Raw genomic sequence first — 24,566 nt, 5'->3', positions numbered from 1 at the left:
GCGCCAGGGCGGCCCAGTCTACGGTCGCGCGCGCATGTTTCGCCGGATCCGCCGGAGGGGGCGCGGGTTCGCGCCGCTCCTGGCGGCGGGGCTCGCCCTCGCACACGGCGCCGCGGCGCAGGCGTCGCCGGAGGACGTGCTCGGCTTCGGCGCGCGCTCGAGCGCCCTGGGCGCGACCGGCGCCGCGGCAGCGGAGGGCTACGAGGCCGTCCACGCGAACCCGGCGCTCCTGTCGCTGTCGCGCGAGCGCCGGCTCACGCTGGGGCTCGCGGGCGCGATCTTCGACCTCCGCGCCGGCGACGTGCGGCTGTCCTACGCGCCGCTGCGCGGCAGCGTGATCGGCGCGACGGTGCCGATCCCGTTCGGCGGCGCGCTCGCGGATCGCGTGACGATCGGCCTCGGCTTCTTCGCGCCGTTCGACGTGGTGGTCCGCGGGCGGATCCTCTACCCGGAGACGCCGCAGTTCCCGCTGGCGGATCGCACCCAGTCGGTCGCGGTGCAGGCGGCGCTCGGCGCGCGGGTGGGGCGCGGCGTCCGGGTGGGCGCCGGCTTCGCCGCGCTGGCGGCGCTGTCCGGCGCGGTGACGGTGGCGACCGACGCCTCCGGCCGCGTGGGCACCCTCGTCGAGGACACGCTCGTCGCGAGCTACGGGCCGATCCTCGGCGCGAGCTACGACGTCGGCGCCTACCGCGTCGGGGCGGCGTTCCGCGGCGCGCTCGTCGGGCGGTTCAACGTCGTCATCCACGCCGAGGATCTCGGGGGGATCGCCGTGCCGCTGCTCCACATCGCGGGGATCGCGCAGTACGATCCCGCGCAGATCGCGCTCGAGGTGGCGCGCGTGAAGGGGCCGTGGAAGGTGGCGATCGGCGCGACGTACAAGCGCTGGTCGGACTACCCAGGAGCGCTCGAGGCGACGGTTCGCTGCCCGGAGGTCGACCCCGAGACGGGCGAGCCGTTCGCCGGCTCGTGCGCGGCGCCGGTGCCCGAGGACCCGGGGTACTCGGACACGGTCGTGCCGCGCGCCGGCGTGGAGCGCAGCCTCGCGCTGGGGCGGGGCGCCACGGCGTACGCGCGCGCCGGCGCGTTCTTCGAGCCGTCGCCCGCGCCGGAGCAGACGGGCGCGTCCAACGTCTACGACAACGCGCGCGTCGCGCTCTCGCTCGGCTACGGGCTCGCGCTCTCGGCGCCGCTGCCGCGGCTGACGCTGGACCTGTTCGGCCAGGTCCAGCTGCTCCTGCGGCGCGCGCACCGGAAGCGGGAGGAGGGAGCGGCGGGCGACGTGGAGCGCGGCGCCGGCCCCGTGCGCACGCGGGGCGTGCTCGTCGCGGGCGGGACGACGCTCGGGGTGGCGTTCTGATGCGCCGGCTCCCCTGCGCCGCTGCCGCGCTGCTCTCGCTCGCCGCCGCGGGGCGAGCGCGCGCGCATGCGCCCGACGCGTATGGCCTCGGCTCGCGCGGCGCCTCGATGGGCGGCGCGCTCGTGGCGGACGCGACCGATTTCTCGGCGAGCTACTACAACCCGGCGGGCCTCTGCGGCGCGACGGGCCTCGGCCTCTCGATCGGCTACGGCTACGCGTCGAACCGCCTGCGCACGAACGGCCGCGACAGCGGCGTGCGCGACGTCCACGGGCTCGCGGGCGGCCTGGTCGTGCCCGGCGAGGTGCTCGGGGTGCCGTTCGCGCTCGGCCTGGCGACGTTCCTGCCGGACGACGGGCTGTCGCGGATCGAGGCGATCCGCCAGGAGACGCCGCGCTGGGAGCTCTACGACGACCGGCTGTCGATCCTCTTCCTCGCCGCGAGCGTCGCGGTCCGCCCGCTCCCGTTCCTCGAGCTCGGCGGCGGCGTCGCGTTCCTCGCCTCGACGCGGGGCCGCTTCGCGGTGACGGGCCGCGCGGACGCGCTGTCTCCCTACGACTCGGCGCTCCGGCACGAGGTGGACGCGGATCTCACGTCGATCCGCTATCCGCACCTCGGCGCCCGGGTGCGCGCCGGAGAGCTCGGCTTCGTGGGCATCGCCTACCGCGGGGAGGCGAAGCTCCCCCTCGCGATCGACGCGCGCTTGCAGGGGGTCGTGGACTTCGCGGGCATCGAGGTGCCGCTCCTGTACGAGCTCGAGTCGCGCACCGTCGACGCGTTCCTGCCGCGGCAGGTCGTCGTGGGGGCGAGCTTCCAGCGGATCCGCGGCCTCCGCGTGAACCTGGACGTGACGTGGGTGAACTGGTCGGCCTACGAGAGCCCGGTGGCGAGGACGCGGGCGCACCTCGAGGCGGCGCCTCCGCCGGAGGTGCCGATCGACCTGCCCGACGATCCGAGGCCCACGGCCGTCGCGCCGCTCCGGTTCGGGGATCGGTTCGTGCCGAGGCTGGGTGTCGAGTACGTCATCCCGGCGGCGGGGGGCCTGCGCAAGGTGGCCGGGCAGGGCGAGCGCCGCGCGATCGAGATCCCGCTCCGCGCGGGCTACGTCTACGAGAGGTCCCCGGTGCCGCCGCAGAAGGGCGTGACGAACTACGTCGACGCGGACCGGCACACGATGTCGCTGGGGGCGGGCGTCGTCCTGAACCGGCCGCTGGAGGAGCTGCCAGGGTCGCTCCGGATCGACCTGCACGGGCAGCTGTCGGTGCTGCCAGAGGTGGTGGTCGAGAAGGACAACCCGGCGGATTTCGTTGGGGATTACCGGGCCGACGGGACGATGCTGAACCTGGGGGCGACGGTGACGGCGGCGTTCTGAGGCGGCGCACACATAGTGACATTTCACATGCAGATCGATGAACGTCGGCACACATGTCGTGTCACCGCCTGTTCGCCAGGGACTGGGCCACGTCTGGCGTTGGAGCCATCGTCTCTGCGGGCGCTCGCGCTCGTCGCAGCAGGGTTGTTCGCCGCCTGCGCGACGCTCCCGTCGGAGGGCGGCGAGGGCAGCCTGCCGAACGCCCACGCCGGCCCGTTCCGGGAGATCGCGGGGGAGGAGCTAGGCAACGCGCGGACGGCCCCGCACGTCATGGAGGACGACGAGCGCTTCGTGCGCGACGCGTCCGTCGTCGATCTCGACGACGATCCCTCGACGCTCGCCGCCGCCGGCTTCTTCGCGGCCACCCTCCACCCCGAGGACGCCCCGCCAGACCCCCTCGCTCCGCCGAACGCCGTCGTCCGCTACGATGCCGCGGACGGCCGCTCGTTCGAGCGATCGTCGGTGACGGTCCTCGCGCCGGAGCTGCCCTGGGAAGGCGGCACGGTGGCGGCCCCCTCGGCGGTGCTCGTGCGCGGCGAGATCTGGCTCTACTACGCGGCGGCGGGCGGCATCGGATTGGCGCGCAGCGCCGATGGGCTCGCCTTCACGCGCGAGCCGGCGCCCGTGCTCGCGCCGGCCGCTGACGGCGACGGCTGGGAGCGCGGCGCGATCCCGAGGAGCCCCGGCGTGGTCCGCCTGCCCGACGGCGACGGCTGGGAGCGCGGCGCGATCCCGAGGAGCCCCGGCGTGGTCCGCCTGCCCGACGGCTCGCTGCGCATGTTCTACGAGGTCGCCGGCGAGGCGGGCGCCTCGTTCCTTGGCGAGGCGCGCAGCGACGACGGCCTCGCCTGGGAGCGCGTCGGCGGCGGTCCCGCGCTCGAGCCGGCGTCCATCGTCGGCGCCGGCGCCCCGGAAGGCGCCGGCGCGCCGGCGGCGGAGGGCGAGCCCTTCGACAGCGCGGCCGTCTCCGATCCCGCCCCGGCGCTCGCCGTCTCCGCCACGGGTCGCCCGCTCCTTCGCGTCTACTACGCCGGAAGGGACAGCGCCGGGCGCTCGGCCATCGGCCTGGCCGCCCGCCTGGGCCACGACGGCCCGCTAGAGCGCGCCGTCGCGCCGGTGTTCGGCGCGTCGTCCGCGCTCTCGCCGCGTGCGCCCGCGGTGGCGGTCTACCCCGGGTTCTCGCTGCTGTTCGTCACGCAGGCGGCCGGGACGCGCCGAGGCCAGGGCTACCCCGTGGTCGCCGCCGGCGTCGCGCCCGCCGACGCCGCGCTCCCGCCCCCGACGCGGTGAGCGCGAGACGTGAGAGGGCCTCGGCGCGAGCCGAAAAACTTGCGTTCGGCCGCCCGCGACGAAACATAGGGGATCATGCCCGCCAGGTCGTCGGGAGGCGGGGCCCCGGGCCGGATCGCGCGGGTTGCCCGGAACCGCAGGTAGACAACGAGCCTGACGAGCTCTCGCCAGGGAGGCGGACCATGGCGTTCAAAAGCGCAGTCATCGGTCACACGACGCAGACAACCAGCAGGATCCTGGCCGTCTTCGAGAGGCCCAAGGCGAGAGCGAGGCTGGCGTTCGCGGACGACAACGGCGTTCGCACGCTCGACGTGCCGATCAACAGCGCGCCGCCCTTCGGGCTCGCCACGTTCGAGCTGAGCGGGCTGAGCGGCGAGAGGGTTCGCTACGGCATCGTGGAGCACGACGCAGGAGATCCGCTCCCTACACCCGCGGACAACCTGAGCATCAACGGCTCCGCCTTCCGCACCGTCGCGAACGGGCCGATCCGTATCGGCCTCGTGAGCTGCAACGACATCGACAATCACGAGTTTCCCAAGGAGCGGCGCGGGGCGATGTGGCGGGCGCTCAAGGCCCTCGTGGACGAAGGCAAGGTGAACCTCCTTGTCCACGCCGGAGACCAGATCTACGGCGACGGCGATCCCACGGGGTGGTCGCCCTCGGAGGGGCGCACCGCCGCGTACCGCAGGCACTACGCGCAGACGTGGTCGCACCCCGACGTGGCGGCGGTCCTCGGGAGCTGCCCGAACATCATGATGTGGGACGACCACGAGATCTACGATGGCTGGGGGTCGAACAACAACGACGGCACCGCGCAGGCCGTGGAGCGCTACAGGGCCGCGGAGCAGGCGTTCAAGGAGTTTCAGATGGCGCTGAGCCCAAGGGACCGCCTGAGCAGCTCGGGGTTCGGCTGGATCGCGAAGTATGGCGACGTCGCCATCCTCGCGGTCGATGGGCGGTCGCAGCGCTCGTGGAAGAACGGGACGATCCTCGGCAAGCAGCAGCTCGACGACCTCGAGCTCAGGCTCAACGAGCTCGCGGCGCTCGATCTCAGGCACCTCCTTGTCGTGGTCGGCACGCCGGTCGTCTACCTGCCGCTCGCGGCCGCCGAGGCGCTCTCGAGCGTGTTCAGCAAGGCCACACTCGACGATATCCGGGACGGCTGGGCGGCCTCCAACAACCAGAACGAATGCAGGCGCTTCCTGATGTCTCTCATGAATTTCGCCGGCTTCAGCCCTGGCACCCAGGTGACGCTCCTGGGCGGCGATATCCACGTGGGCACCATGGCGCACATCGACACGGGCCTCGGGTTCGGGAAGCCGCGCTCGCGGCCGCGCCTGTACCAGGTGACCGCATCCGGCATCGCGCGCCCACCTCCCAAGGGGATGTTCGGCATGATCCTCTCGGTGCTGACCAACGGCGGTAGTCAGAACCTGTTCAACGGAGACATCAAGGGATCCCTCCGGGAGATCGCGGGATCGGATCACAAGTACTGCGTCACCCACCGCAACTTTGCGATCCTCGATCCGAGCGACGGCGGAGATGACTGGGACAAGAACAACAACCTGTCGGTCCGCTTTCATGTAGAAAGGGACAACGGCACCGTCGGCGTCCTCGAGCAAGTGCTCCCGAGAGTGCACACGTAAGCAACGATAAGCCGTGAGCTGGCCCTCCGCGTAGCGGAGAACGCCCCGTGGGTGCGAGACGAGCGGGCGGCGCCGGCGGGACCGCGGTCACGCGCCGTCACGGCGGAGGGGCGTGAGCACGTCCTGCACGCCTATCCAACGAGCGGCCGCTCGTCGCCATCCTGCTCCGAGATCGTGTCTCTCCTCGCCACGGCAGTCGCCGCGACATGGCACGGCCGATGCTCAGACGTTGGCGATCGTCGCGGGGGTGCACGCAGCGCCAGCACCGGACCGGAGACACGATGAACACGAGAACGCCATCCCTGCTCTTCTCCGTCGCGCTCTTGCTGGTCGCCTGCCAGAAGGAACCTCCCTCGCGCTGGGACGAGGCGGCGGCCAAGGCGCCCACGCCTGCCGCGAGCGCCGCCCCTGACATCAAGCCAGGATCCGCGTTCAATGCGTTCTTCCCCCCGGAGGGAGCCGAGGGGACGAGCCGCGTCTTCACCGCGGAGAAGCCTGGCTACGCGGAGGCCAAGCTGCGAAAGGACGGCGGCGACGTGGCCTCCCTATCCATCTCCGACACGGCGGGCGATCCCCAGGTCGTCGCCAAGTTCGCGAGCGCGACGGATCACCTCGCCGGCATGCCGGTCGTGACCGTCGGGAAGAACCAGTCCGCGATCCTCGTCAAGAATCGTTTCCAGGTGAAGGTGTCATCCCAGACCCTGGACCCCGAGGCGCGAAAAGAATGGCTGAAGCGATTTGACCTGAGCGGTCTAGCGAACCTCTGAAGGGCCCCCATGACGCGCGAATCGATTCACTCCATCCTCGAAGACCTCCCGAAGTCGAGCATGACCACTCGGCTGCTGGGGGCGCTCGACTACATCGTGCCGGGCGAGTGGAAGAACGTCACGAGCTTCGAGGAGATGATCAAGCTCGTCACCGGCGAGGAGGATCAGGGCCTCATCCAGCAGGTCGGCGAGCGTGCGATCGCCCTCTATGCGGAGTCGGAGCAGGGCTACCAGCGCGCGGTCCGGATCTTCCGGCTGGTCGACGACACGAGCGGCCTCGCCGGCGTGGCGACGATCGCGCGCAAGATCGGCGACGCGTCCGATTTTCTCTCCTTCCTGTCGAAGATCACGCCCAAGGCCGACACCACCCAGGCCATCGATGCGGGCGTGAAGCTCGTCGCCGAGCTCGCGGCGTTCTGCTCGATCAACGGGCTGCCGGGCGACAGCATCGGCGACTTCGCCGCCTCGCTCGCCAGCTACGAGAAGGACGACGCGATGCGCCTCGCCGCCTGGATCGTGTGCGACGGCATGATCCCGCTCGGCCCCGACTTCCTCGCTCGGGTCGTGGACACCGTTTCTAGCGCGACGAACGAGCAGCTCGGCCAGCAAAGCCGCTTTGCGCGCCTGCTGGGATACCTGCCAGGCGGGAGCGTGGATGCCAAGCGCGAGATCATGAAAGAGAGCCTCGGCGCGTCGCAAACGGCGATCGCCGGCTTCATTGCGAAGAAGGGCATCGAGCGGCAGGGCGTGCTCGAGCGGATCAGCGGGCACCTCGGCGCGGCGGGCGGCAAGCTCGATGGCCTCGCGGCCGCGATCGATCTCGCCACCAACTACTTCGAGCACACCGGCATCCAGTCGGTGGCCCGCCGGGTGATCGCAAGGGCCTACGGGGAGATCTGAAGATCGGCGCCGGTACCCTGCTTCCGCAGGCCGGCGCCGGTACCTTGCTCCTGGCGTGGAGGGGGGTGAGCCGCGGCTTCAGCGGCTCAGGACCGTGACGTCGATCCGGCGGTTCTGCGCGCGTCCCCCGGCGCTGTCGTTCGGCGCCACCGGTTGATCGGCGCCCATCCCGGCCACCTCGATGCGATCGGGAGCGATCTGCCGCGCGGCGAGCTCGTCGCGCACCGCCTGGGCTCGCGCCAGAGAGAGCGATTTGTTCCCCTCGGCGCCGCCCACGGAGTCGGTGTGCCCTTCGATGCGCACCCGCGCGGAGGGATAGGCGTCGAGGATGGTGGCCAGCGCGTCGAGCTTCGGTCGCGACGCTTCGGTCAGCTCCGTGGTCCCGAACTGGAAGTTGATGCCTTCCATCGAGAAGCGCTTGGGGCCATCCGCGGCTCCGGCGTCGAGGTACCGCGCGATCTCCGCCTCGGAGCCGTGCTCGTCGACGGAGAGGACCTTGCCGCCCGGGAGCGTCATCTCTCCGGCCGTGATCTTGAGCTGCTCGACGATCTCCGGCGCGCTGGGCGGCGCGTCGCTGGGCGCGGCGGCCGTGGGCGCTTCGGCGCGCGGCGGCTCGGCCTGCGGCGGCGGCGCGACGGGCTGAGCGAGGTCCTCCCTCGGAGCCGCCGCGATCGGGGCTTCGTGCGTGGGCTCGGCGGCGGCGCGGTCCAGCCTTCGTTCGCGGACGAACGCCCAGAGGCCTCCGAGCACCGCCGCTGCCAGCAAGGTCGGGAGCAGCCATTCTCGCGTCTGCGTGTTGCGGAGGAGCCCTTCACGTGAGGAAAGCGGGGTCGAAGAGGTCGCCATTCGGGGCGGGGCCGACGACACCGCGTCGCGCGGCCGTTCGCGCGCCGCCGCGACGAAGGGAGCGCTCGCCGCGATCGAGGGAGTGAGGAAGCCAGGGAGGCCCGCCGGGGCGCGTGGATCGTCCTTGAAGGCTTGCTTCTGATGGGAGAGCAGATCGGACAGCCCCCGCGCGGTCAGCCCTCTCGACCTCACCTCGCGGCCGAGCACGCACGCGACGATCGGAGCGACCAGGCCCAGCATCGCGGTCGAGCACCGCTGCTCCGCGCCGGAGGAGCGGGAGATGAGCTCGATCATCCCGCTCGCGCGCTCTCCGAACAGGCGGGCGATCATCGACTGCCCATGATGCGAAAGCTCCTCGGCCTGCTCGGCGCGGAGGGGCCCTGCTCTCCCGAGGAGGCCTTCGTAGTCCCGCTCCGTGATCATCCTGAACAGCTGCGCTGCGCCGCCCTCCGAAGAGGCGACCTGAGCCATTCCGGCGAGCAGCGTCGGCACCGAGCTCTCCGCGGCGGCGCGCACGCTCGTCGGCGATTCATCGCTCAGGCCCAGCCCCTTCGTTGCGGCCGAGATGAGCTCGGGCGTCAAGAAGCCCCTGGTCGTGTCCAGCAACGACATGGTTCCGATCCCTCCGGGAAAGTGGTCATCGGCGCGGGCGAGGCAGCGTCATCGCGGACGCGATCCTGACCGCACGAGCGTCGATCCCGTGTCTGTCTTCGTCTGTCTTCTTCCGTCGACTCTGCGCGATGCGAGCGACGTGCCGGCACGACCGCGCATCGCGCGCTGTGCCGCGGCTGCACACGGTCTGCTCCTGCCGCGCGCGTCCCGACGCTCGTGCTCACCGAGGCGAGCCGGCGGCGATGGCGCGCGGAGCTCAGCGCTGTGCGAGCGCGGCTGTGCGGGCCTCGGCCGTCAGCGCGGCGAAGGCGTCCGTGCGCGTATAAACGTGGTTGCCGGCCGCGGTGCACCCCGCGCCTCGCGAGGTGACGCCCACCACGTCGCCGCGGTCGGCGTCGATCACCGGACCTCCCGAGTCGCCGGCGCAGGTCGCCCCCTCGATCTCGAACTCGCGCGGACCGAGGACCTTGCCGGTCGCCGGATCGGCGCGGGGACCGACGGCGGCGACGAGGCGCGGACCGCGCGCGGCCCGGACGCCGAGCCGGTTGGACGCTCCGCCGCCGTACCCGACGGCGATCACGCTGTCGCCTGGATCGATCGCCCCGACCTCGCGCATCCGCAGGGGCGCCACGTCGGTGAGGGGCCGATCGAGCACGAGATAGGCGATGTCCGCGTCGCAGAGGACGCGTTCTTTCCCGTGCAGCGTGGTCACGGCGCGCGCCCGCGCAGCGTCGCGGGAGACATCGATATGGTCCCCTGTGTAAATGGCGATCTCGGAAGGATCGATGGTTGCGCCGACGTGATCGCCGTTGTGCGACTTGCCCGAGCGATCGCAGCGAGGGGCCGCTGTCAGGTTGCGCGAGATGCAGTGACGCGCCGTCAAGACGAGGTTCGGCTCGACGAGCGCGCCGCTGCACAGGCTCACGCGTCGCTCGCCGCTCCTGGGATCGTGGTGCGATACGGCCACGGCGACGACGGAGCGCGCGGCGCCCGCGATGACGGGCGCGGGCGCGCCGGTCGCGAGGGGCAGAGCCGCCGCGGCGGGCGCGGCCGCCGCCTCCAGGGCGGGCGAGGCCTTGGCCGGGAGGACGGCGATGACGCTGCGTGGGACGAGGGCCGCGACAAGACAGCCAATGCACCCTGCGAAACGCAGGACGAGAGAGGGTGACGCCATGGATGAGGGGTGCCGACAAAGAGCATGGGAGGAGCGGCCGTGCAAGCCGACCCTGGAGCTTTTCTCCGCCGTCCCAAGGGGTCACCCCCAATGGAGTGTTGTCCCTGCCGAGGGGAATCAGAGATGGAAACCAGGCCAGCCCGGTGAGCGGCGCCCGGCCGGACACGCGTTCTCCGGACGCTCACGCTCGTCCCCCGCGATCGCGGATCGGCGAGCGATCGGGACAGGCGCCTGCGTCGGCCCGCCGCTCCTCGAGGGGGCAGACCCTGGCGAAGAAGCTGAGCATCCGACCGGGGACGGTCGGCGAGCGGGCGTCGCCCGGAGCACCGGCGGTGCTCGGCCGGCGCGCAAGGCTCGCGTGATCGCGGTACATTTTTGACCCGGGGAGGCGCCCCGGAGACAATGCACGGCGAGCCACCTCACGCGGAGTGGCAGCACAGCGCCGGCCGCTGCCGGCGTGAGTGTCTCGAATCGCCTCTGGCGGAATCACGAGCATGCCCTCCTACGACGATCTCGACCTGCTCAAGAAGCCCACGCGCGACCTCGACCTCGACCGCGTCACGAACCACCACGTCGGGGAGCTGCAGAATCGCATCGCCACGACGCCGCGCAGGAACATGGTGCGGCTGCTGGAGGCCGGCGCATCGCCGCTCGAGAACCGGCCCCAGGCGCTGCTCGGGTTCTGCATGCTGAGCAGGTCGATCCTCCGGCGCTATGGCAAGGAGACGCTGTTCGTCTGTCTCGGGCGTAGCCCGACCCCGATCGCGGCCTGGCTGATGAGGCACACCCCTCATGTCTGTATTCTACCGTTCTCGTCGGCGCGGCTGGCCGGAGATGCGGCGACGGCGCAGGAGAGCGAGCGCGCCGGCACCCACTTCCGCAACGTGCTCCTGCCCTATGTGCAGAACGCAGGCGGCATCACCTCGATCGCGCTGATCGACTATTCGACGTCGGGCGAGAGCCTGCTCACCACGTACCGGCTGGTCTACGACTTCCTGATCGTCCGGTACGCCCCCCTCCTGAACGGCCGCGTTCGCCTGCGAGCGCTCTCGATCTGGGCCCGAAAGAACACCCACGAGGCGGCGGCGCCGCAGTTCGATCACCATGCCCAGCGGCTCAACCTCACGTCGGCCGCCACCCAGGGCTGGCTCGACTGGTTGCGCGGCCGGCGAGCCTTGATCGAGCACCTGTATCTCCACGAGGCCATCGAGGATCAGTTCGGCTTCGCCTTCACCTACACGACGCGGCTCAGCCAGCGCGTCAGAGCGTCGATGTTCCGCGGGATGATGGACATGCTCGACAATCAGAGCTTCGATTTCCTGTCTCCGTACGGGAGGGCTCCCATCCTGGTCAACCCCAGCCCGCGCAACTACATGACGGCGGATGGCTGGAGCCGATTCCTGCGCCTCCAGCAGGATCTCCAGGAGGCGGAAGCCCAGCACGCCGAGCTGCAGGACCTGGTCTTCAGGGCGTACGATGAACGCCCCTTGAGGGTCGACACCCCCAATCAACGCTGACGCGCTGCAGGCGGGAGGACGCGTCCGCGGCTTGTTCCCGCCACGGATCGCGACAGGCGGAGCTAGCCGCGGCCCTCCAGCGCGCGCGCGGCGCCGGCGCTGCTCGACGCCCCGAGGGCGAGGTGTCGCTCGATCAGGGAGATCAGGCACGACGACGCGAGCGTGAACGCGATCGCCAGCGCGGCCACGGCGTCCATGCCGTCGAGGCGCCGATCGGGGAGCTCGTGCAGCATCCGGGCCGCGAGGAACGCGGCGAGCGCCGACGAGAGGTGATCCACGGCCGACTGGATGGATCCGAAGCGCGCCCGTTCGGAGGGGAGCGGCACCTTCGAGGCGAGCGTGCTGTGGGAGATGTTGCGGATCGCCGTTCCCGTCATGAAGGCGACGAAGACGACGAGCACGGGCAGCCCCGGCACGTACGAGTGGAACCCGGCATAGAGGACGGCCACGAGCGTCGCCGCCCCGACCAGGCTCGTGCGGAACGCGCCGATGCGATCGATCAGCGCGCCCGCGGTGCGCATCACGACGAAGGTGAGCGCGCCGCCCACGAGGTAGAGCAGTCCGAGCCGCTCGCGCGGATAGCCGAGGTTGTGCTGCACGTAGGCCGAGATGTTCGGGATGACGAGGAACGACGCCATCGTCATGGCCGCCGTCGTCGCGTACGAGAGCAGCACGAGCGGGCGGCCGACGAGCGCGCGGAGCTCGCGCAGGGCGTTTTCCTCGGCGCGCGCCCGCGCCCCGGCGAGGTGGCCGCGCATCGAGGGGAGCAGCAGCAGGGCGAGCCCCGCGACGGCGAGCCCGAGCGCCGCGACGGCGAAGAACGGCGCCTGGAAGCCGCCGCGCCGCGCGAGCTCGAGGCCGGCCGGCACGCCGAGCACCGCGGCCAGGGAGTAGGCGCCCATCACGACGCCCATCGCCTTGCCGCGCCGCTGCGGCGGGATCGCGTCCGCGACGATGGAGAAGGCGATCGAGGTCGCGGGCCCTCCGAAGGCGCCGGCGAGCACGCGCGCCGCGAGGAGGCTCGGCAAGCCGGTGGCGAGGCCGCCCGCGGCCGTGCCGAGGACGAGGCCGAGCATCGCGACGGCGAGCGCGCTGCGCCGGTCGAAGCGGTCCAGGAAGAACGCGCCGGCGACCCCCGAGACCGCCGCCGCCGCTGTGTAGCTGCCGCCGATCAGGCCGATGTCGGACATCGGGATGCCGAGCGCGACAGCGAAGTCCGGCCCGAGCGGCATGACGACCATGAAGTCGAGCAGGTTGACGAACTGGACCGCGGCGATGAGGAACAGGAGGGTCCGTTCGGAGCGAGCGTTCTGCACGACGGTGGGCTCAGCTCTGGGCCTTCGCGCCCGCGCCGCGCTCGATGACGCCGCGGCTCGCCAGCTCGATCAGCGCGTCGTGCGCCGCGTCGATCGTGTGATCGATCTGCGCCTCGGTGTGCGCGCCGCAGAGGAAGTTGACGTCGCGCCGCAGCAGGACGCCGCGCCTCGCCATCGCGCCGACGAACGGCTCCATGCGCTTCGTGTGGACGGCCAGATCCTCGGCCATGAGGAAGAAGGGGATCGCGTCGTACCCCACGACGCGCAGCGGGAAGCCGCCCTGCTCTGCGCGCCGGTTGATGCCCTCGCGCAGCCGCTTCCCGAGCGCGGCGACCTTCGAGATGTAGTCGGTCTCGCGGTACTCGCGCAGCGCCGCCCTGCAGACCTCCAGCGAGAGCATCTCGCCGCCGAACGTCGTCGACACCTGGAGCTCCGAGAGCCGGCTCATCACCTGGCGCGGCCCGGCGATCGCCGACAGCGGCATGCCCGCGGCGATGCCCTTGGAGAGGCACACGAAATCAGCCTCGATCTGGTAGAACTGCTGCGCGCCGCCGAGCGCGAGCCGGAAGCCGGTGACCACCTCGTCGAGGACGAACAGCACGCCGTGGGCGCGGCACGCCTCGCGCACCTTGCGCAGGTACTCCGCCGAGACGCACCGCTTGTAGGGCAGCGAGAGCAGCACGAGCGCGAGCTCCGAGCCCTTGCTCGCGATGAGATCGAGCAGCGGCTGCTCGTCGGCCTCGGCCATGAGCGGCATGCGGTGTGTGTACTCGCGCAGCACCGCCGGGACGCCGGGGGTGTCGAACATGAAGTGATCGTGCCAGCCGTTGTAGCCGACGGTGACGACCTTCTCCTTGCCGGTCACGTGGCGGGCGAGCCGGATGGCCGCGGACGTCGCGTCCGCGCCGGTCTTGAAGAAGCGGGCCATCTCGGCGCCCGGGGTCAGCGCGACGAGGTCCTGCGTGGCGGTGACCTCGACCTCCGTCGGCAGCGAGTGAAGGATGCCGCTGTCGAGCCGCCGCCGGATGGCGTCGACGACCGCGGGGTGGTTGTGCCCCAGCGTGTTCGCCCCGAGGCCGCAGATGTAGTCGATGTACTGGTTGCCATCGACGTCGCGCACCAGCGCGCCCTCGCCGCCCTCGAGGTACACGGGGAACGAGCCGAGCGCGAACATCTCCGGCCGCTTCATGAGCGACTGCGTGACGCCGGGGATGAGCCTTCGCGCCTCGGCGAGCAGCGCGTTCGAGCGGTCGAGGCGAAGCCCCTCCGCGGCGCCTTGCGGCGCGCCGCCTCCCTGCTTCCTGTCCCGTGTGTCGATCGTCTGTGTGGTCATCGTGGTCGTTCTCTCAGGCTGGAGGTTGTCGTCCGTGAGCCGGTGTCATGAGGGTCGCGGCGCCCGCTGCGCCGCGCTGGAAGGGGGCGGCAGGAGGCCTTCCTCGACGCAGCGATCGAGGTAGCGGTAGAAGAGCGCGCGATCGATCGGCGGGCACGCGATGCCGGCGCCGGCGAGGCCGCGCTCCAGGTTGTCGCAGCGCACGCGCCCGATGCCGAAGGTCGCCTCTCCGTCGGCCGGGGCCGACTGCAGATCGAAGAACGCGAGCGTCGCGCTGTCCGCGGCGTCGGCGCCGTCCTTGAGCCGCGCGCGCCACGCCGCGACCGGGCGGCGCTCGACCGGATAGCCGTAGTCGCGCGCCCAGTCGAAGAGCTCCGTCAGCCGGACCTCGGGCGCGGGGGCGACGTTGACCACGGCGCCCGTGGCCTGCGCGGTGAGCGTGGTGAGCGAGAGCCGCACGATCGCGCGCGCCACGTAGTCGACGGGCGTCCACACCTCCCGCACGTCGAGATCGGGCAGGACGCCGGCCGGGATGCCGGCCCGCAGCAGCCGGAAGACCAGGTCCTGCTCGTTGACGACGCCCGTGCCGGGCGCGCCGACGACGCGGCCCAGGCGGTACACGGCGACCGGCAGCCCGCGCTCTGCGGCCTGCTGCACGAGGCGCTCGGCCGCCCACTTGCTCTGCTGGTAGCCGTCGCGCAGGCCGGGGTGCGGCGGCACGAACGCCTCCGCGACCTCGGGGCTCGCCGCGATGCCCGGGGCAACGGCGAGCGTCGACACGTGGTGCAACGGCTTCGGCCGCGCCGCCGCGGCCAGGCGGAGCGCCTCGCGCGTGCCGATCACGTTGGCGGCGCGCAGGCTGCGGTAGTCGCGCACGAGGCTGACCACCGCGGCGTTGTGGTAGATGGCGTCGCACTCCGCGGCGAGCTGGCCGAACCGCGCTGCGCTCAGGCCGAGCCGGGGCTGCGTCAGGTCGGCGGGCACGGCCAGCACCCGCGCGTCGATGCCGTCGACCGGCAGGCGCTGCTTCGAGAGCGCCTGCCGGATCCGCTCGGCGGCGCGCGCCTCGCTCTCGGCGCGCACCAGGCAGACCACTGTCGCGTCGGTCTGTGTCAGAAGCTCGTGGAGCAGGTGCGCGCCGACGAAGCCGCTCGCGCCCGTGAGCACGACCTGCCGCGGGCGACCGCGGCCGCCGGACCACGCGAGCGATCGGGGGACGACGTCCTCGGGGAGCTCGGCGTCGGCCAGCATGGCGCCGGGGGGCCCGCCGCTCGTCTGCGCCGCCGCCGCGCCCTGCGCCTCGTCGAGGGCGCGCGCGAGCGCCGCGACGGTCGGGTGGCGGAAGACCATCGCGACGGGGATCTCCCGCCCGAGATCGACGCTGAGCCGGTTGGCGACCTGGATCGTCTGCAGCGACTGGCCGCCGCGCTCGAAGAAATCGTCGTGCGCCGACAGGCCGCTCACGCCGAGCACCTGCTCCCAGACCTGCAGCACCTGCCGCTCGAGCGCCGTCGCGGCGGCAGGCGGCTCCGCCGTCGCGGCGATCGGCGCCTCGCGCAGCGCCTTGCGATCGATCTTGCCGGAGCTCGTCCTCGGCAGCCGATCGGTGAGCACGAAGGCCGAGGGGATGGCGGCCGCGGGGAGCAGCGAGCGCGCGTGCCTGCGGAGCTCGGCCGGCGAAGGGGCGGGGTCCCCGGCGACGAGGAACGCGGACAGGCGCTTGCCGCCGCCGGCCGAGGCGTGCCCGATGACGGCCGCCTCCCGCACGGAAGGGTGGCGCAGGAGCGCGGCCTCGATCTCGAGCGGATCGACGCGATGGCCGCTGATCTTGAGCTCGTCGTCGACGCGCCCGACGAAGACCATCTGCCCGTCGGCCCGCTGGAGGACCAGGTCGCCGGTGCGGTACGCGCGCGGGCGGCCCTCCAGCTGGTCGAGGACGACGAAGCGCGCGGCGTCGAGGTCCGGCCGCCCGAGGTACCCCCGCGCCAGGCCGGGCCCGATGAGGTGGAGCTCGCCCACGGCGCCCTGCGAGACCAGCCGGCCGTGCGCGTGTGTGTCGACGATGGCCGCGCGGACGCCGGGCAGCGGCGTGCCGATCGGCGCCTCGTGTTCATCGTCCGGCGCGTCGCCGCCGCTCAGCGTGGCGGCCGAGGCGACGACGGTCGCCTCGGTGGGGCCGTAGGTGTTGAGCAGCCGCGTGCGCCGACCGACGGCGCTGCGGAAGCGCTCGACGCGCTCGGGCAGCGCCGCCTCGCCGCCGATGATGACGGTGCGGACGCTCGCGGGGAGCGACGCCGCGCCTGTGGAGAGTCCGTAGGCGAGCTCGTGCCAGAACGCGGTCGGCAGATCCAGGATGGTGATCCGGTGCCTTTCGCAGGCGTCGAGCAGCCGCGGCACGGACTGCAGCATCTCGTCCGTGCGCAGCACCAGCGCGGCGCCCGCGCACAGGGTCAGGAAGATCTCCTCGACGCTGGCGTCGAAGTGCAGCGGCGCGAACTGCAGCACCCGGTCGTCGCGGCGCAGATCGTAGCGGTGGGTCGCGGCTGCAACGAAGTGCGCCAGCGCGCCGCGCTCGATCATGACGCCGTTCGGGCGGCCGGTGGAGCCGGACGTGTAGATCACGTACGCCAGGTGCTCCTCTGCGCCCTGGACCGGCGCCCGCGCCGGCGCGCCGCGCGTCGCCTCGTCCAGGAGCACGAGGTGCACCGCGCGATCGCTCCCCACCTTCGCGGCGTGCTGCGACGTCGTGACGACGATCGCCGGCCCGGCGTCGTCGAGGATCGCCGTGGTCCTCGGCTGCGGCCCGTCCGGATCGAGGGGGAGGTAGCCTGCGCCGGCGTAGAGCGCGCCGAGGATCGCGGTGATGGCGCCGACGCTGCGCGGCAGGAGCACCGCGACCAGCGTGTCGGGCCCGGCGCCGAGCGCGGCGAGCCGGGCGGCGAGCTGCCGGGCGGCGAGGTCGAGCTCTCCGTAGGTCACGCGCTCGAGGTCGTGGTGGAGGGCGGTCGCGTCCGGCTGCTCGCGCGCGCGCAGGGCGATCTGCTCGACGACGGGGCGCGCCGGCGCGGGCAGCGGGCCCCCGTCGAGCAGCGCGCCGGGCCGCCCGGCCGCGGCCGCGTGCGCGCCCGGCGCGCGCGCCGCGGCGCGGGGGAGGTCGATCTCGGCGCGATCGAGGGCCTGCTCGGGGGCGGCGGCGACCGCCTCCAGGAACGCGAGGAACCGGCGCTGGTGCGCCGAGAGGTCCTCGTCGCCGTAGCAGGCCGGGTTGGCGTCGAGGTCGAGCCGCGGCCCGCGCCCGTCCGACCTCGCGTAGATGCCGAACGACAGATCCTCGACCGGGCCTGCGGCGATGTTGTGCGCGATGCCGCGATGCCCCGCGAAGCGCAGGTCGTAATCGAACGGCATGATGTTGACCACCGGGCCGAACAGCCGGCGGCTGCCGCCGATCAGCTTGAGATCCCGGCGGAGCTGCTCGTAGCGATAACGCAGGTGGGGCCGGATGGCCGCGAGCTCGGCCGCGACCTGCCGGGTGACCGCGGACAAGCTCGCGCCCTCCGGGATCGGCACCCGGAGCGGGACGATGTTCATGACCATGCTCGGGATGCGCAGCGACACCGAGCCGAGGCGCCCCATCACGGGCAGCCCCAGGACGATCTCGGGCGCGCCGGTGAGCCGGTGCACATACGCCGCGGTCGCGGCGACCACGACGTCCGGCCACGTCGCCTTCGCCTGGCGCGCCACGTCCTTCAGCCGGTCGACGGTGGACGGCGCGAGCGAGGCCGTCCGGCGCAGGCAGGCGCGCGACGCGGGCGCCGGCTCGTCGCCGAGGCTCACCGGCTCGGGCCGGTCGGCGAAGCGCTGCGTCCAGAAGGCGCGATCGCGCTCCAGATCGGGGGAGGCGCGGTAGGCCAGATCCTCGTCGACGACCCGGCGCAGCGAGCCGAAGGCGCCGCTCTCGCTCGAGCGGCCCTCGGCCCGCGCGGTGTAGATCTCGGCCACGCGCCGCGCGATCAGCGAGAAGCCGTAGCCGTCCAGCGCGATGTGGTGCGCGCGCTGGTACCAGAAGAGCCTGTCGGGCCCCGCCGTGAACAGCGCCTCCGTGAAGAGGGGCCCGCGCGCGAGATCCACAGGCCTCGCGAGATCCTCGCGCATCCACGCCTCGGCCGCGGCGAACGCGTCCGGCGCCGCGCTGACGTCGACGCGGTGGACAGGGAAGTCAGGGGACAGGTCGAGTCGCTGGCGCGGTCCATCCGCCTCGCCCGTGAAGCGCACGTGCAGCGTCTCTGTCTCGGAGACGGCCTGGCGTATCGCGGCCTCGAGGGTGGCGAGATCGATGGGCCCGCAGATCTCGACGCACTCGCCCGCGTTGTACACAGGGCTCGCCGGGTCGAGCTGCTGGCCTAGCCAGATACCGTGTTGCGCGGCCGACAGCGGCCAGCGCGCGTCCTGAGGAGCGACCATGACGACAACCCTCCTGGTTCAACCGGCGCTCGACGGGACAGCCGCCACAGGCACGCTCGCGGCAGGCGATCTGCGGCCCGCGACGACGGCGCAACGGCGGCCGTGACGTCCGAGCCAGCCCGTTAAAACGAAAGCGGCGCCCGCCGGCGCAGCAGGGCCCGAGCCCCGAGAGCACGCAGGGCAGGGGCGCCGGACATCGTCCAGGCGGCGGACGCAGCTCGACGACCCCGCGATGAGCGCACCCACCTCGGCATCGGCGATTGAGTGAAAATGAAAACTACTTTCAAGTTCGTTTATGGTGAGGTAGGGTGGGCATTGTCAAGTGAATTCGTTGGGACCCCAGCCGCGGGCCACCGTCCGGTGGGGGGCCGCCCGCGCCATCGAGGCACGGCGCCGGCGACCCGAGCGAGCGCGCCGATCGCGCACATCGCCTCCGTTTTGGGCGCGATCTCGCGCTGCTCGACCTGCGGACCATCGCGGCCCTCCGCGGACGTCGCGGACGTTCCCCGACCGCTTTCGCTTGACAACGTTGTTGGTAGCATGGCAGGTTCCGGATTGAAATTGAAAGTGACTTTCAATATTGAAAGTGGGGTTCCACGATGGACAACCTGATGTCGAAGGCGACGGCTCCGCTCGACAGCCGGTGTGATCACTGCGGCGTTGCTGGACATGCCGAGCCCAACGCCGTGCGCTGCGGGTGCGGCAGCCTGCTCGCCCGGTATGTGCCCGGCGGCGTCGAGCTGAAGTGCCGGCGGTGCAAGCGCGTCGTCGTCGTCCCGGTCCCGGCGGCGGAGGACGTGAGCGGTTGAATCCCCGAGAGCCCTGACATGACTGCTCGCGGCGGCGACCCCTGGCCAGCGCGGTTTGCGCCATCCGAAGAGGCCTGAGGAGCCGGCGAGCGAGACGCCACGAGAACCAGCTTGCGCAGAGCCGGCCAGAGCGCCGCATCGTCACGCTCCGGTGAGCATGCCCGGTGATCTCATGATTCGATTACGCCCCTTGCGTTGCGCCGCGCTGGCCGGGACTCTGATCCTCGCCCCCTGCGGTGCCCTGTTGGCCTTCGCAGCGGACGCGCGGGCGAGCGACGAGGCCCCTGCCGACGAGGGCGTCGAGGGAGCGGCTCCGCAGGCCGAGACAGCGCCGGCGGCGCGCGCTCCGGGCGATGGCGCCGCGCCCGCGGTGCGCCCGCCCGAGCTCACGGGCGCCGTCGAGGCGGCGTATCCGCAGGCCGCGCGCGAGGCGGGGTTGGAGGGGAGCGTCGTGCTGCGGCTGACGATCGACGCGGAAGGGCGTGTCACCGGCGCAGAGGTCGCCGAGCCCGCGGGCCACGGGTTCGACGAGGCCGCGCGGGAAGCCGCGCTGCGCTTCCGCTTCACGCCGGCCCGGCGAGGCGACCGGAGCGTCGCGTCGCGCATCCTCTACCGCCACGACTTCCGGCTGCCTGCGCCGCCCCCCGCGGCGGTCCCCGGTGCGGGGATGCCGGCCGGGCGGGCAGTCCCCGCGGCCGTGCCGGTCGCAGGCGCCGCCGAGGCCGCGCCCGCCGTGGGCGCCGCCGGGCCAGCTCTGCCTGCGATCGAGGTGAGCGTGCGAGGGGCCTCCGAGGCCGAGAGGCTCCGGACCTCCGCGCAGGCGGTCCAGGTGATCGAGACCGTCGAGGCCAGGCGGCAGGCCGCGGATCTCGGCGAGGTGCTGTCGCGCGCCGAGGGCGTGAGCGTGCGCCGCCTCGGCGGGCTCGGCTCCGACGCGCGCTTCTCGCTGAATGGCCTCACCGACGACCGGATCCGCTTCTTCCTCGACGGCGTGCCGCTCGACCTCGCCGGGCACTCCTTCGGGGTCGCCAACGTGCCTGTCAACCTCGTCGAGCGCGCCGAGATCTACCGCGGCGTCGTCCCGCTGCGCTTCGGCTCGGACGCGCTCGGCGGCGCGGTGAACCTGGTGACCGATCAGGACACGCGCGGCGCGGGCGCGGCGGCGTCCTACCAGGTCGGCTCCTTCGGCACGTACCGGCTGACTCTCGGCGCGCGCCACGCGCACGCGCCGAGCGGCCTCTTCGCCCGCGCGAGCGGGTTCGTCGATCGTGCGCGGAACGACTATCCGATCGACGTCATGGCGTTCGACGAGAGCGGGCGCCCGTCGCCCGCGCGCGCCCGGCGGTTCCACGATGGCTACGTCGCGGCCGGCGGCGCGGCCGAGGTGGGGGTCACCCGGCGGCCGTGGGCCGATCGCCTGCTCGTTCGCGCCTTCTTCACCTCGCACGACAAGGAGCTGCAGCACGGCCCGCTCGTCACCATGCTCGACGGAAGGGTCACGTCGCCGCCCTTCGGAGAGGCGACCTTCGGCAGGCAGACCGGCGGCGCGCTGCTGCGGTATGCGCAGCCGTTCTTCGGGAGGGCGCGGCTCGACGCCCTCGCGGGGTACTCGTACGCGCGCACGACCTTCGTCGACATGGCCACGTGCACCTACGACTGGTCCGACCGCTGCAAGGAGCGCCCGTATCGGGGGGAGGTCGGGGAGGACGCGAACGACCAGCAAGTCCGTCAGCACACCGCCTTCGCCCGCGTCAACGCGGCGTGGCACCCCGCGACAGATCACCTCCTGCGCTTCGGGCTCTCTCCGACCCACGTGACGCGCACCGGGAGGAACCTTGTCGTGGCCGAGCGCGAGAAGGACCCGCTGACCGCGGAGCGGGACCTGTGGAGCGGGGTGGCAGGCGTCGAGTACGAGGCGAGGCCACTCGATGGCCGGCTCGCGAACATCGCCTTCGCCAAGCTCTACCTGCAGTCGGTCCGCACCCGGGAACACCTGCCGAGCGGCCGGATCGGCGACGTCGATCGGGCGACCCACCGGGTGGGGGCAGGGGACAGCCTGCGCTTCCGCTTCACCGACGCGATCTACGCCAAGGCCTCGTACGAGGTCGCCACCCGCCTGCCGACGCCGGAGGAGCTGTTCGGCGACGGAGGGCTCGTCGTCTCGAACGTCCACCTGGAGCCGGAGGCGAGCCACAACGTCAACGTCGGCGTGACCCTGGAGCGCGCGGAGACCCCCGTGGGACAGCTCCGGTTCAACGTCAACGGCTTCGGTCGCTTCACCGAGGATCTGATCACGCTGCAAAGGTTCCTCGGCTACTCGGCGTACGGCAACACGCTGTCGGCGCGATCGGTCGGCTTCGAGTCGACAGCCGGGTGGACCTCTCCGGGTGACTGGCTGTCGGTGGACGGTCACGTCACATGGCAGGACTTCCGGGACGGCTCGACCGACGTTCGCATCCAGAACCTCCCGTACCTGTTCGGCGGCGTCGCCGCGCGCGCGCAGTGGCCCGAGATCGCGGCGCGGCGCGATGTCCTGTCGCTCACCTGGATCACGGATTACGTACACGCGTTCTTCGTCGGCCCGGAAGGCCGCGGCGCGGCCCGCTCCAAGGCGGAGATCCCGTCGCAGCTCCTGCACACGCTCGCGCTCACGTACCTGGTCGAGCGCGGCGGATGGACGGTGAGCTCGACCGTCGAGGTGCAGAACCTCACCGACGAGAAGGCCTTCAGCTTCCACGGCATCCAGCGCCCCGGGCGAGCGGCGTACGCCAAGCTCGCCTTGAGCCTGTGAGCCGATGTTCGTGCGACGGCAGTTGAAACCCGACACAAGGAGATCCTTCATGTTATTTCGTGCGCGCTACGCGAATGCCCTCCTCTTGACACTGCTCCTCCCGTGCTTCGCCGCCTGTGGCGACGACACGAGCGATGGCACGAGCAGCGGCGCGGGAGGCGGCGGCGGTGGAGGCACCGGCGCCGGCGGAGCCACCAGCGGCACGGGGGGGACACCCAGCGCGGGGCCGGCGTACGCCCTCACGATCCAGGTGTTCGGGCCGGACGGCGGCGACACCCAGAGCTACATCGCCGTGACGGACGACATCGACTCCGCCGAGGCGCTGTCGCTGGAGAACGCGATCGAGGTGCAGGGGCGCGCCCTCGGCGTCGGGCTGGACGGCGGAGGCGCGGTCTTCGTGGCGAGCGACGCCGCGGCGACCGTGACCCGCTACGACCTCCAGGAGGACGGCAGCCTCGAGGAAGGGGACACCATCAGCTTCCAGGGCAAGGGCCTCGCGAAGATCGGCGAGTACGGCACGCAGTTCCACTTCGTCTCGGAGACCAAGGCGTACTTCTTCGATGGTCCCACCGCCCAGGTGGTGGTCTGGAATCCCGCGGAGATGACGGTGACCGGAGACATTCCGCTCGAGGATCTTGTGATCCCGGACGCCACGCTCACCTATTCTTCCTCGCCGCCGCTTCGCCAGGGCGACGACGTGATCACCTTCGGCGGGTGGCGCGTCGGCCCGGAGGTCCCGAGCGTGGCCGCGGTCGTCGTCGTCGACAGCGCGACGGACGAGGCGACCGTCGTCACCGACGATCGCTGCGGTTACGTGCGCGATGGGGTCGAGGGGCCCGACGGCATGATCTACGTGGCCACCGAGGCGTACGGCGCGGCGGTGCACCGGCTCAACCCCGACAACGCAGCCGCCCCGTGCATGCTGCGCTTCGACCCCGAGACGAGGCAGTTCGATCCCGAGTTCCACGTCGAGCTGAGCGCGCTGTTCGACGGCGACACCGCCGGCTCGCTCTTCGGCGGCCCGGACGGCAAGGCGTTCCTGCGCGTGCTCGACGAGAGCCTCTTCGCGATCGCGGACGACACCCACCCGCGCGTGCTGGCGAGCGCCGCGGCGTGGCGGTGGGCCAGCGTGACGCTCGGCGATACGCCGACCGCCACGGTGCTCGACGCCGCGCCCGGCGGCGGCAGCGTCCTGTCCGTCGCGCTCGGCGACCGCACCTACCTGCTGGAGTTCGAGGGCCAGGAGTCGACGACGCTCCGCGAGATCGGCGAGGACGGGCCCGGTGAGGCGGGCGTGAGCGCGCCTGGGCTCACGTTCTCCGTCGCGAAGATCCGATGACGCTCGCGCCCGATCACGAAGAAGCGGTGAGGGACGACGCCGCGCGAGGACCCCGTTCGCCACGGGGCCCCCGCGGGCGGCCGCGTTACGGCACGATCATGAAGGTCGTGCGCCGCGTGCACATGTACCTGGGCTTGCTGCTGTTCCCCTGGATACTGCTGTTCGGGATCAGCGGCACGCTCTTCAATCACCCGCAGATCGGGCGAGACATCGACAGCCGGTCGCTCTCGGGAGAGCGGCTGTCGGCGCTCACCGGGTTCCAGCCCTGGGATCCGGGCGAGCTCGCGCGCCAGGTCGTCGAGCAGCTCAACGCCGGCTCGCCCTCGCGCTACACGCTCGATCCGGGGACCCGAGGCGCGTTCTCCGGGTGGCCGCTGCTCGCGGCGCCGAGCGCGGGCGGGGGACGCCAGGTGGTGATCCTGCGCCTCGACGACGGCAGCGCGACAGTCTCCAGCCATCCTCCCGAGCCCGATGCCCCCGCGCCCCCGTTCGCCGGCGTCGCGATCGACCTGCCTGGATACAGGATGGCGGCGGTGCAGGAGCAGATAAAGGATCTCCTGCCCAAGATCGGCGTCGACGCCGCGGGACCGCTGCGCGCTCACCCGAAGATCAGCCCCGAGCTGCGCTTCGGTATGCGGGACGCAGACGGCCGCGCCTGGAACGTCACATACAACCTGGGCACGGGGCGGCTCGACGGGCGGCCCGCCGGCGCGCGGGGGTGGCCTCGCTTCGTCGAGGTGCTCGAGACGCTTCACAAGACGCATCATTTCCCCGTCCACGGCGGCGTGGCCTGGCTCTGGGCGCTCTTCGCGGACATCACCGGGATCACGCTGGTCGTGTGGGCGCTCAGCGGCCTCGCCATGTGGTGGCAGATGAAGCCCTCGCGGGTACTCGGCGCCCTCGCGATCGCCGCCGCCGTGGCGCTCGCCGCGGTGGTGATGGTCGGCACGGCGTCCGACGCGCTGTTCGGGAACGTGGGCAAGGAAGACCCTTAGAGCGACAAACAGCGCGATCGCCGTTCGTCGAGATCAAAAAGAC

General features: G+C 72.2%; 16 protein-coding genes. 11 read left to right on the top strand and 5 right to left on the bottom strand.

Annotated elements, in window-relative coordinates; translation table 11 throughout:
- Window positions 1–34 precede the first annotated feature (34 nt).
- The 6 genes from POL72_RS30665 to POL72_RS30640 all read left to right on the top strand — a co-directional run bounded on the left by POL72_RS30665 (window position 35) and on the right by POL72_RS30640 (window position 7,330).
- A complete protein-coding gene (locus POL72_RS30665) occupies window positions 35–1,357 on the top strand; it encodes an OmpP1/FadL family transporter (protein WP_272099748.1) in 1,323 nt (440 codons plus the stop codon).
- A complete protein-coding gene (locus POL72_RS30660; RefSeq protein WP_272099746.1) occupies window positions 1,357–2,727 on the top strand; it encodes an OmpP1/FadL family transporter in 1,371 nt (456 codons plus the stop codon). The genes POL72_RS30665 and POL72_RS30660 overlap by 1 nt, the downstream gene beginning before the upstream one ends.
- A gap of 99 nt (window positions 2,728–2,826) precedes the next feature.
- Entirely contained in the window at window positions 2,827–4,017 is a 1,191-nt protein-coding gene (locus POL72_RS30655; RefSeq protein ID WP_272099744.1) for a glycoside hydrolase family protein, read from the top strand.
- Between the two features lie 182 nt (window positions 4,018–4,199).
- The gene (locus POL72_RS30650; RefSeq protein ID WP_272099742.1) at window positions 4,200–5,663 is read left to right on the top strand and encodes an alkaline phosphatase D family protein; all 1,464 of its coding nucleotides are present in this window, start codon (window positions 4,200–4,202) and stop codon (window positions 5,661–5,663) included.
- Window positions 5,664–5,944: 281 nt separating this feature from the next.
- A complete protein-coding gene (locus POL72_RS30645) occupies window positions 5,945–6,430 on the top strand; it encodes a hypothetical protein (protein WP_272099740.1) in 486 nt (161 codons plus the stop codon).
- 9 nt (window positions 6,431–6,439) lie between these two features.
- Window positions 6,440–7,330 carry a hypothetical protein gene (locus POL72_RS30640; RefSeq protein ID WP_272099738.1) on the top strand — a complete coding sequence of 297 codons (891 nt, stop codon included), beginning with the start codon at window positions 6,440–6,442 and terminating at the stop codon, window positions 7,328–7,330.
- A 78-nt stretch (window positions 7,331–7,408) separates the two neighbouring features.
- Here the strand turns inward: POL72_RS30640 and POL72_RS30635 are convergent, their stop codons facing one another.
- Window positions 7,409–8,788 (bottom strand): OmpA family protein, encoded by a 1,380-nt coding sequence (locus POL72_RS30635; protein WP_272099736.1) that lies wholly within the window; start codon window positions 8,786–8,788, stop codon window positions 7,409–7,411.
- 256 nt (window positions 8,789–9,044) lie between these two features.
- Window positions 9,045–9,962 (bottom strand): trypsin-like serine protease, encoded by a 918-nt coding sequence (locus POL72_RS30630; RefSeq protein ID WP_272099734.1) that lies wholly within the window; start codon window positions 9,960–9,962, stop codon window positions 9,045–9,047.
- A 494-nt stretch (window positions 9,963–10,456) separates the two neighbouring features.
- Between POL72_RS30630 and POL72_RS30625 the strand changes: the two genes are divergently transcribed.
- Window positions 10,457–11,479: a hypothetical protein gene (locus tag POL72_RS30625; protein WP_272099732.1), complete on the top strand. Its 1,023-nt coding sequence runs from the start codon at window positions 10,457–10,459 to the stop codon at window positions 11,477–11,479.
- Between the two features lie 62 nt (window positions 11,480–11,541).
- Here the strand turns inward: POL72_RS30625 and POL72_RS30620 are convergent, their stop codons facing one another.
- The 3 genes from POL72_RS30620 to mxcG are packed head-to-tail and all read right to left on the bottom strand — an operon-like array spanning window position 11,542 to window position 18,589.
- Entirely contained in the window at window positions 11,542–12,795 is a 1,254-nt protein-coding gene (locus tag POL72_RS30620) for an MFS transporter (RefSeq protein WP_272099731.1), read from the bottom strand.
- A gap of 10 nt (window positions 12,796–12,805) precedes the next feature.
- Window positions 12,806–14,128: an aminotransferase class III-fold pyridoxal phosphate-dependent enzyme gene (locus POL72_RS30615; protein WP_272099729.1), complete on the bottom strand. Its 1,323-nt coding sequence runs from the start codon at window positions 14,126–14,128 to the stop codon at window positions 12,806–12,808.
- A gap of 45 nt (window positions 14,129–14,173) precedes the next feature.
- Window positions 14,174–18,589, bottom strand: coding sequence for a myxochelin non-ribosomal peptide synthetase MxcG (gene mxcG, locus POL72_RS30610; RefSeq protein WP_272099727.1), 4,416 nt, complete (start codon window positions 18,587–18,589; stop codon window positions 14,174–14,176).
- A 599-nt stretch (window positions 18,590–19,188) separates the two neighbouring features.
- On the opposite strand from mxcG, the gene POL72_RS30605 reads away from it, so the two are divergent.
- The 4 genes from POL72_RS30605 to POL72_RS30590 all read left to right on the top strand — a co-directional run bounded on the left by POL72_RS30605 (window position 19,189) and on the right by POL72_RS30590 (window position 24,523).
- Window positions 19,189–19,398, top strand: coding sequence for a hypothetical protein (locus tag POL72_RS30605; protein ID WP_272099725.1), 210 nt, complete (start codon window positions 19,189–19,191; stop codon window positions 19,396–19,398).
- Window positions 19,399–19,642: 244 nt separating this feature from the next.
- The gene (gene mxcH / locus POL72_RS30600) at window positions 19,643–22,189 is read left to right on the top strand and encodes a TonB-dependent siderophore myxochelin receptor MxcH (protein ID WP_272099723.1); all 2,547 of its coding nucleotides are present in this window, start codon (window positions 19,643–19,645) and stop codon (window positions 22,187–22,189) included.
- Window positions 22,190–22,238: 49 nt separating this feature from the next.
- The gene (locus tag POL72_RS30595; protein ID WP_272099721.1) at window positions 22,239–23,528 is read left to right on the top strand and encodes a DUF4374 domain-containing protein; all 1,290 of its coding nucleotides are present in this window, start codon (window positions 22,239–22,241) and stop codon (window positions 23,526–23,528) included.
- A gap of 98 nt (window positions 23,529–23,626) precedes the next feature.
- Complete coding sequence (locus tag POL72_RS30590; RefSeq protein ID WP_272099719.1) at window positions 23,627–24,523, top strand: PepSY domain-containing protein; 897 nt, start codon at window positions 23,627–23,629, stop codon at window positions 24,521–24,523.
- Window positions 24,524–24,566: the final 43 nt, after the last annotated feature.

The sequence above is a fragment of the Sorangium aterium genome, from assembly GCF_028368935.1.
Taxonomy (GTDB): Bacteria; Myxococcota_A; Polyangia; order Polyangiales; family Polyangiaceae; genus Sorangium; species Sorangium atrum.
Note: the sequence above shows the minus strand (reverse complement) of the source record. Positions and strands in the feature narration are given on the sequence as shown.

What these genes read in the sequence shown, in the direction of transcription:
- POL72_RS30665 (WP_272099748.1), top strand. Translation starts at nt 35, where the DNA reads ATGTTTCGCCGGATCCGCCGGAGGGGGCGCGGGTTCGCGCCGCTCCTG.
- POL72_RS30660 (WP_272099746.1), top strand. Translation starts at nt 1,357, where the DNA reads ATGCGCCGGCTCCCCTGCGCCGCTGCCGCGCTGCTCTCGCTCGCCGCC.
- POL72_RS30650 (WP_272099742.1), top strand. Translation starts at nt 4,200, where the DNA reads ATGGCGTTCAAAAGCGCAGTCATCGGTCACACGACGCAGACAACCAGC.
- POL72_RS30645 (WP_272099740.1), top strand. Translation starts at nt 5,945, where the DNA reads ATGAACACGAGAACGCCATCCCTGCTCTTCTCCGTCGCGCTCTTGCTG.
- POL72_RS30640 (WP_272099738.1), top strand. Translation starts at nt 6,440, where the DNA reads ATGACGCGCGAATCGATTCACTCCATCCTCGAAGACCTCCCGAAGTCG.
- POL72_RS30635 (WP_272099736.1), bottom strand. Translation starts at nt 8,788, where the DNA reads ATGTCGTTGCTGGACACGACCAGGGGCTTCTTGACGCCCGAGCTCATC.
- POL72_RS30630 (WP_272099734.1), bottom strand. Translation starts at nt 9,962, where the DNA reads ATGGCGTCACCCTCTCTCGTCCTGCGTTTCGCAGGGTGCATTGGCTGT.
- POL72_RS30625 (WP_272099732.1), top strand. Translation starts at nt 10,457, where the DNA reads ATGCCCTCCTACGACGATCTCGACCTGCTCAAGAAGCCCACGCGCGAC.
- POL72_RS30615 (WP_272099729.1), bottom strand. Translation starts at nt 14,128, where the DNA reads ATGACCACACAGACGATCGACACACGGGACAGGAAGCAGGGAGGCGGC.
- mxcG (WP_272099727.1), bottom strand. Translation starts at nt 18,589, where the DNA reads ATGGTCGCTCCTCAGGACGCGCGCTGGCCGCTGTCGGCCGCGCAACAC.
- POL72_RS30605 (WP_272099725.1), top strand. Translation starts at nt 19,189, where the DNA reads ATGGACAACCTGATGTCGAAGGCGACGGCTCCGCTCGACAGCCGGTGT.
- POL72_RS30595 (WP_272099721.1), top strand. Translation starts at nt 22,239, where the DNA reads ATGTTATTTCGTGCGCGCTACGCGAATGCCCTCCTCTTGACACTGCTC.
- POL72_RS30590 (WP_272099719.1), top strand. Translation starts at nt 23,627, where the DNA reads ATGAAGGTCGTGCGCCGCGTGCACATGTACCTGGGCTTGCTGCTGTTC.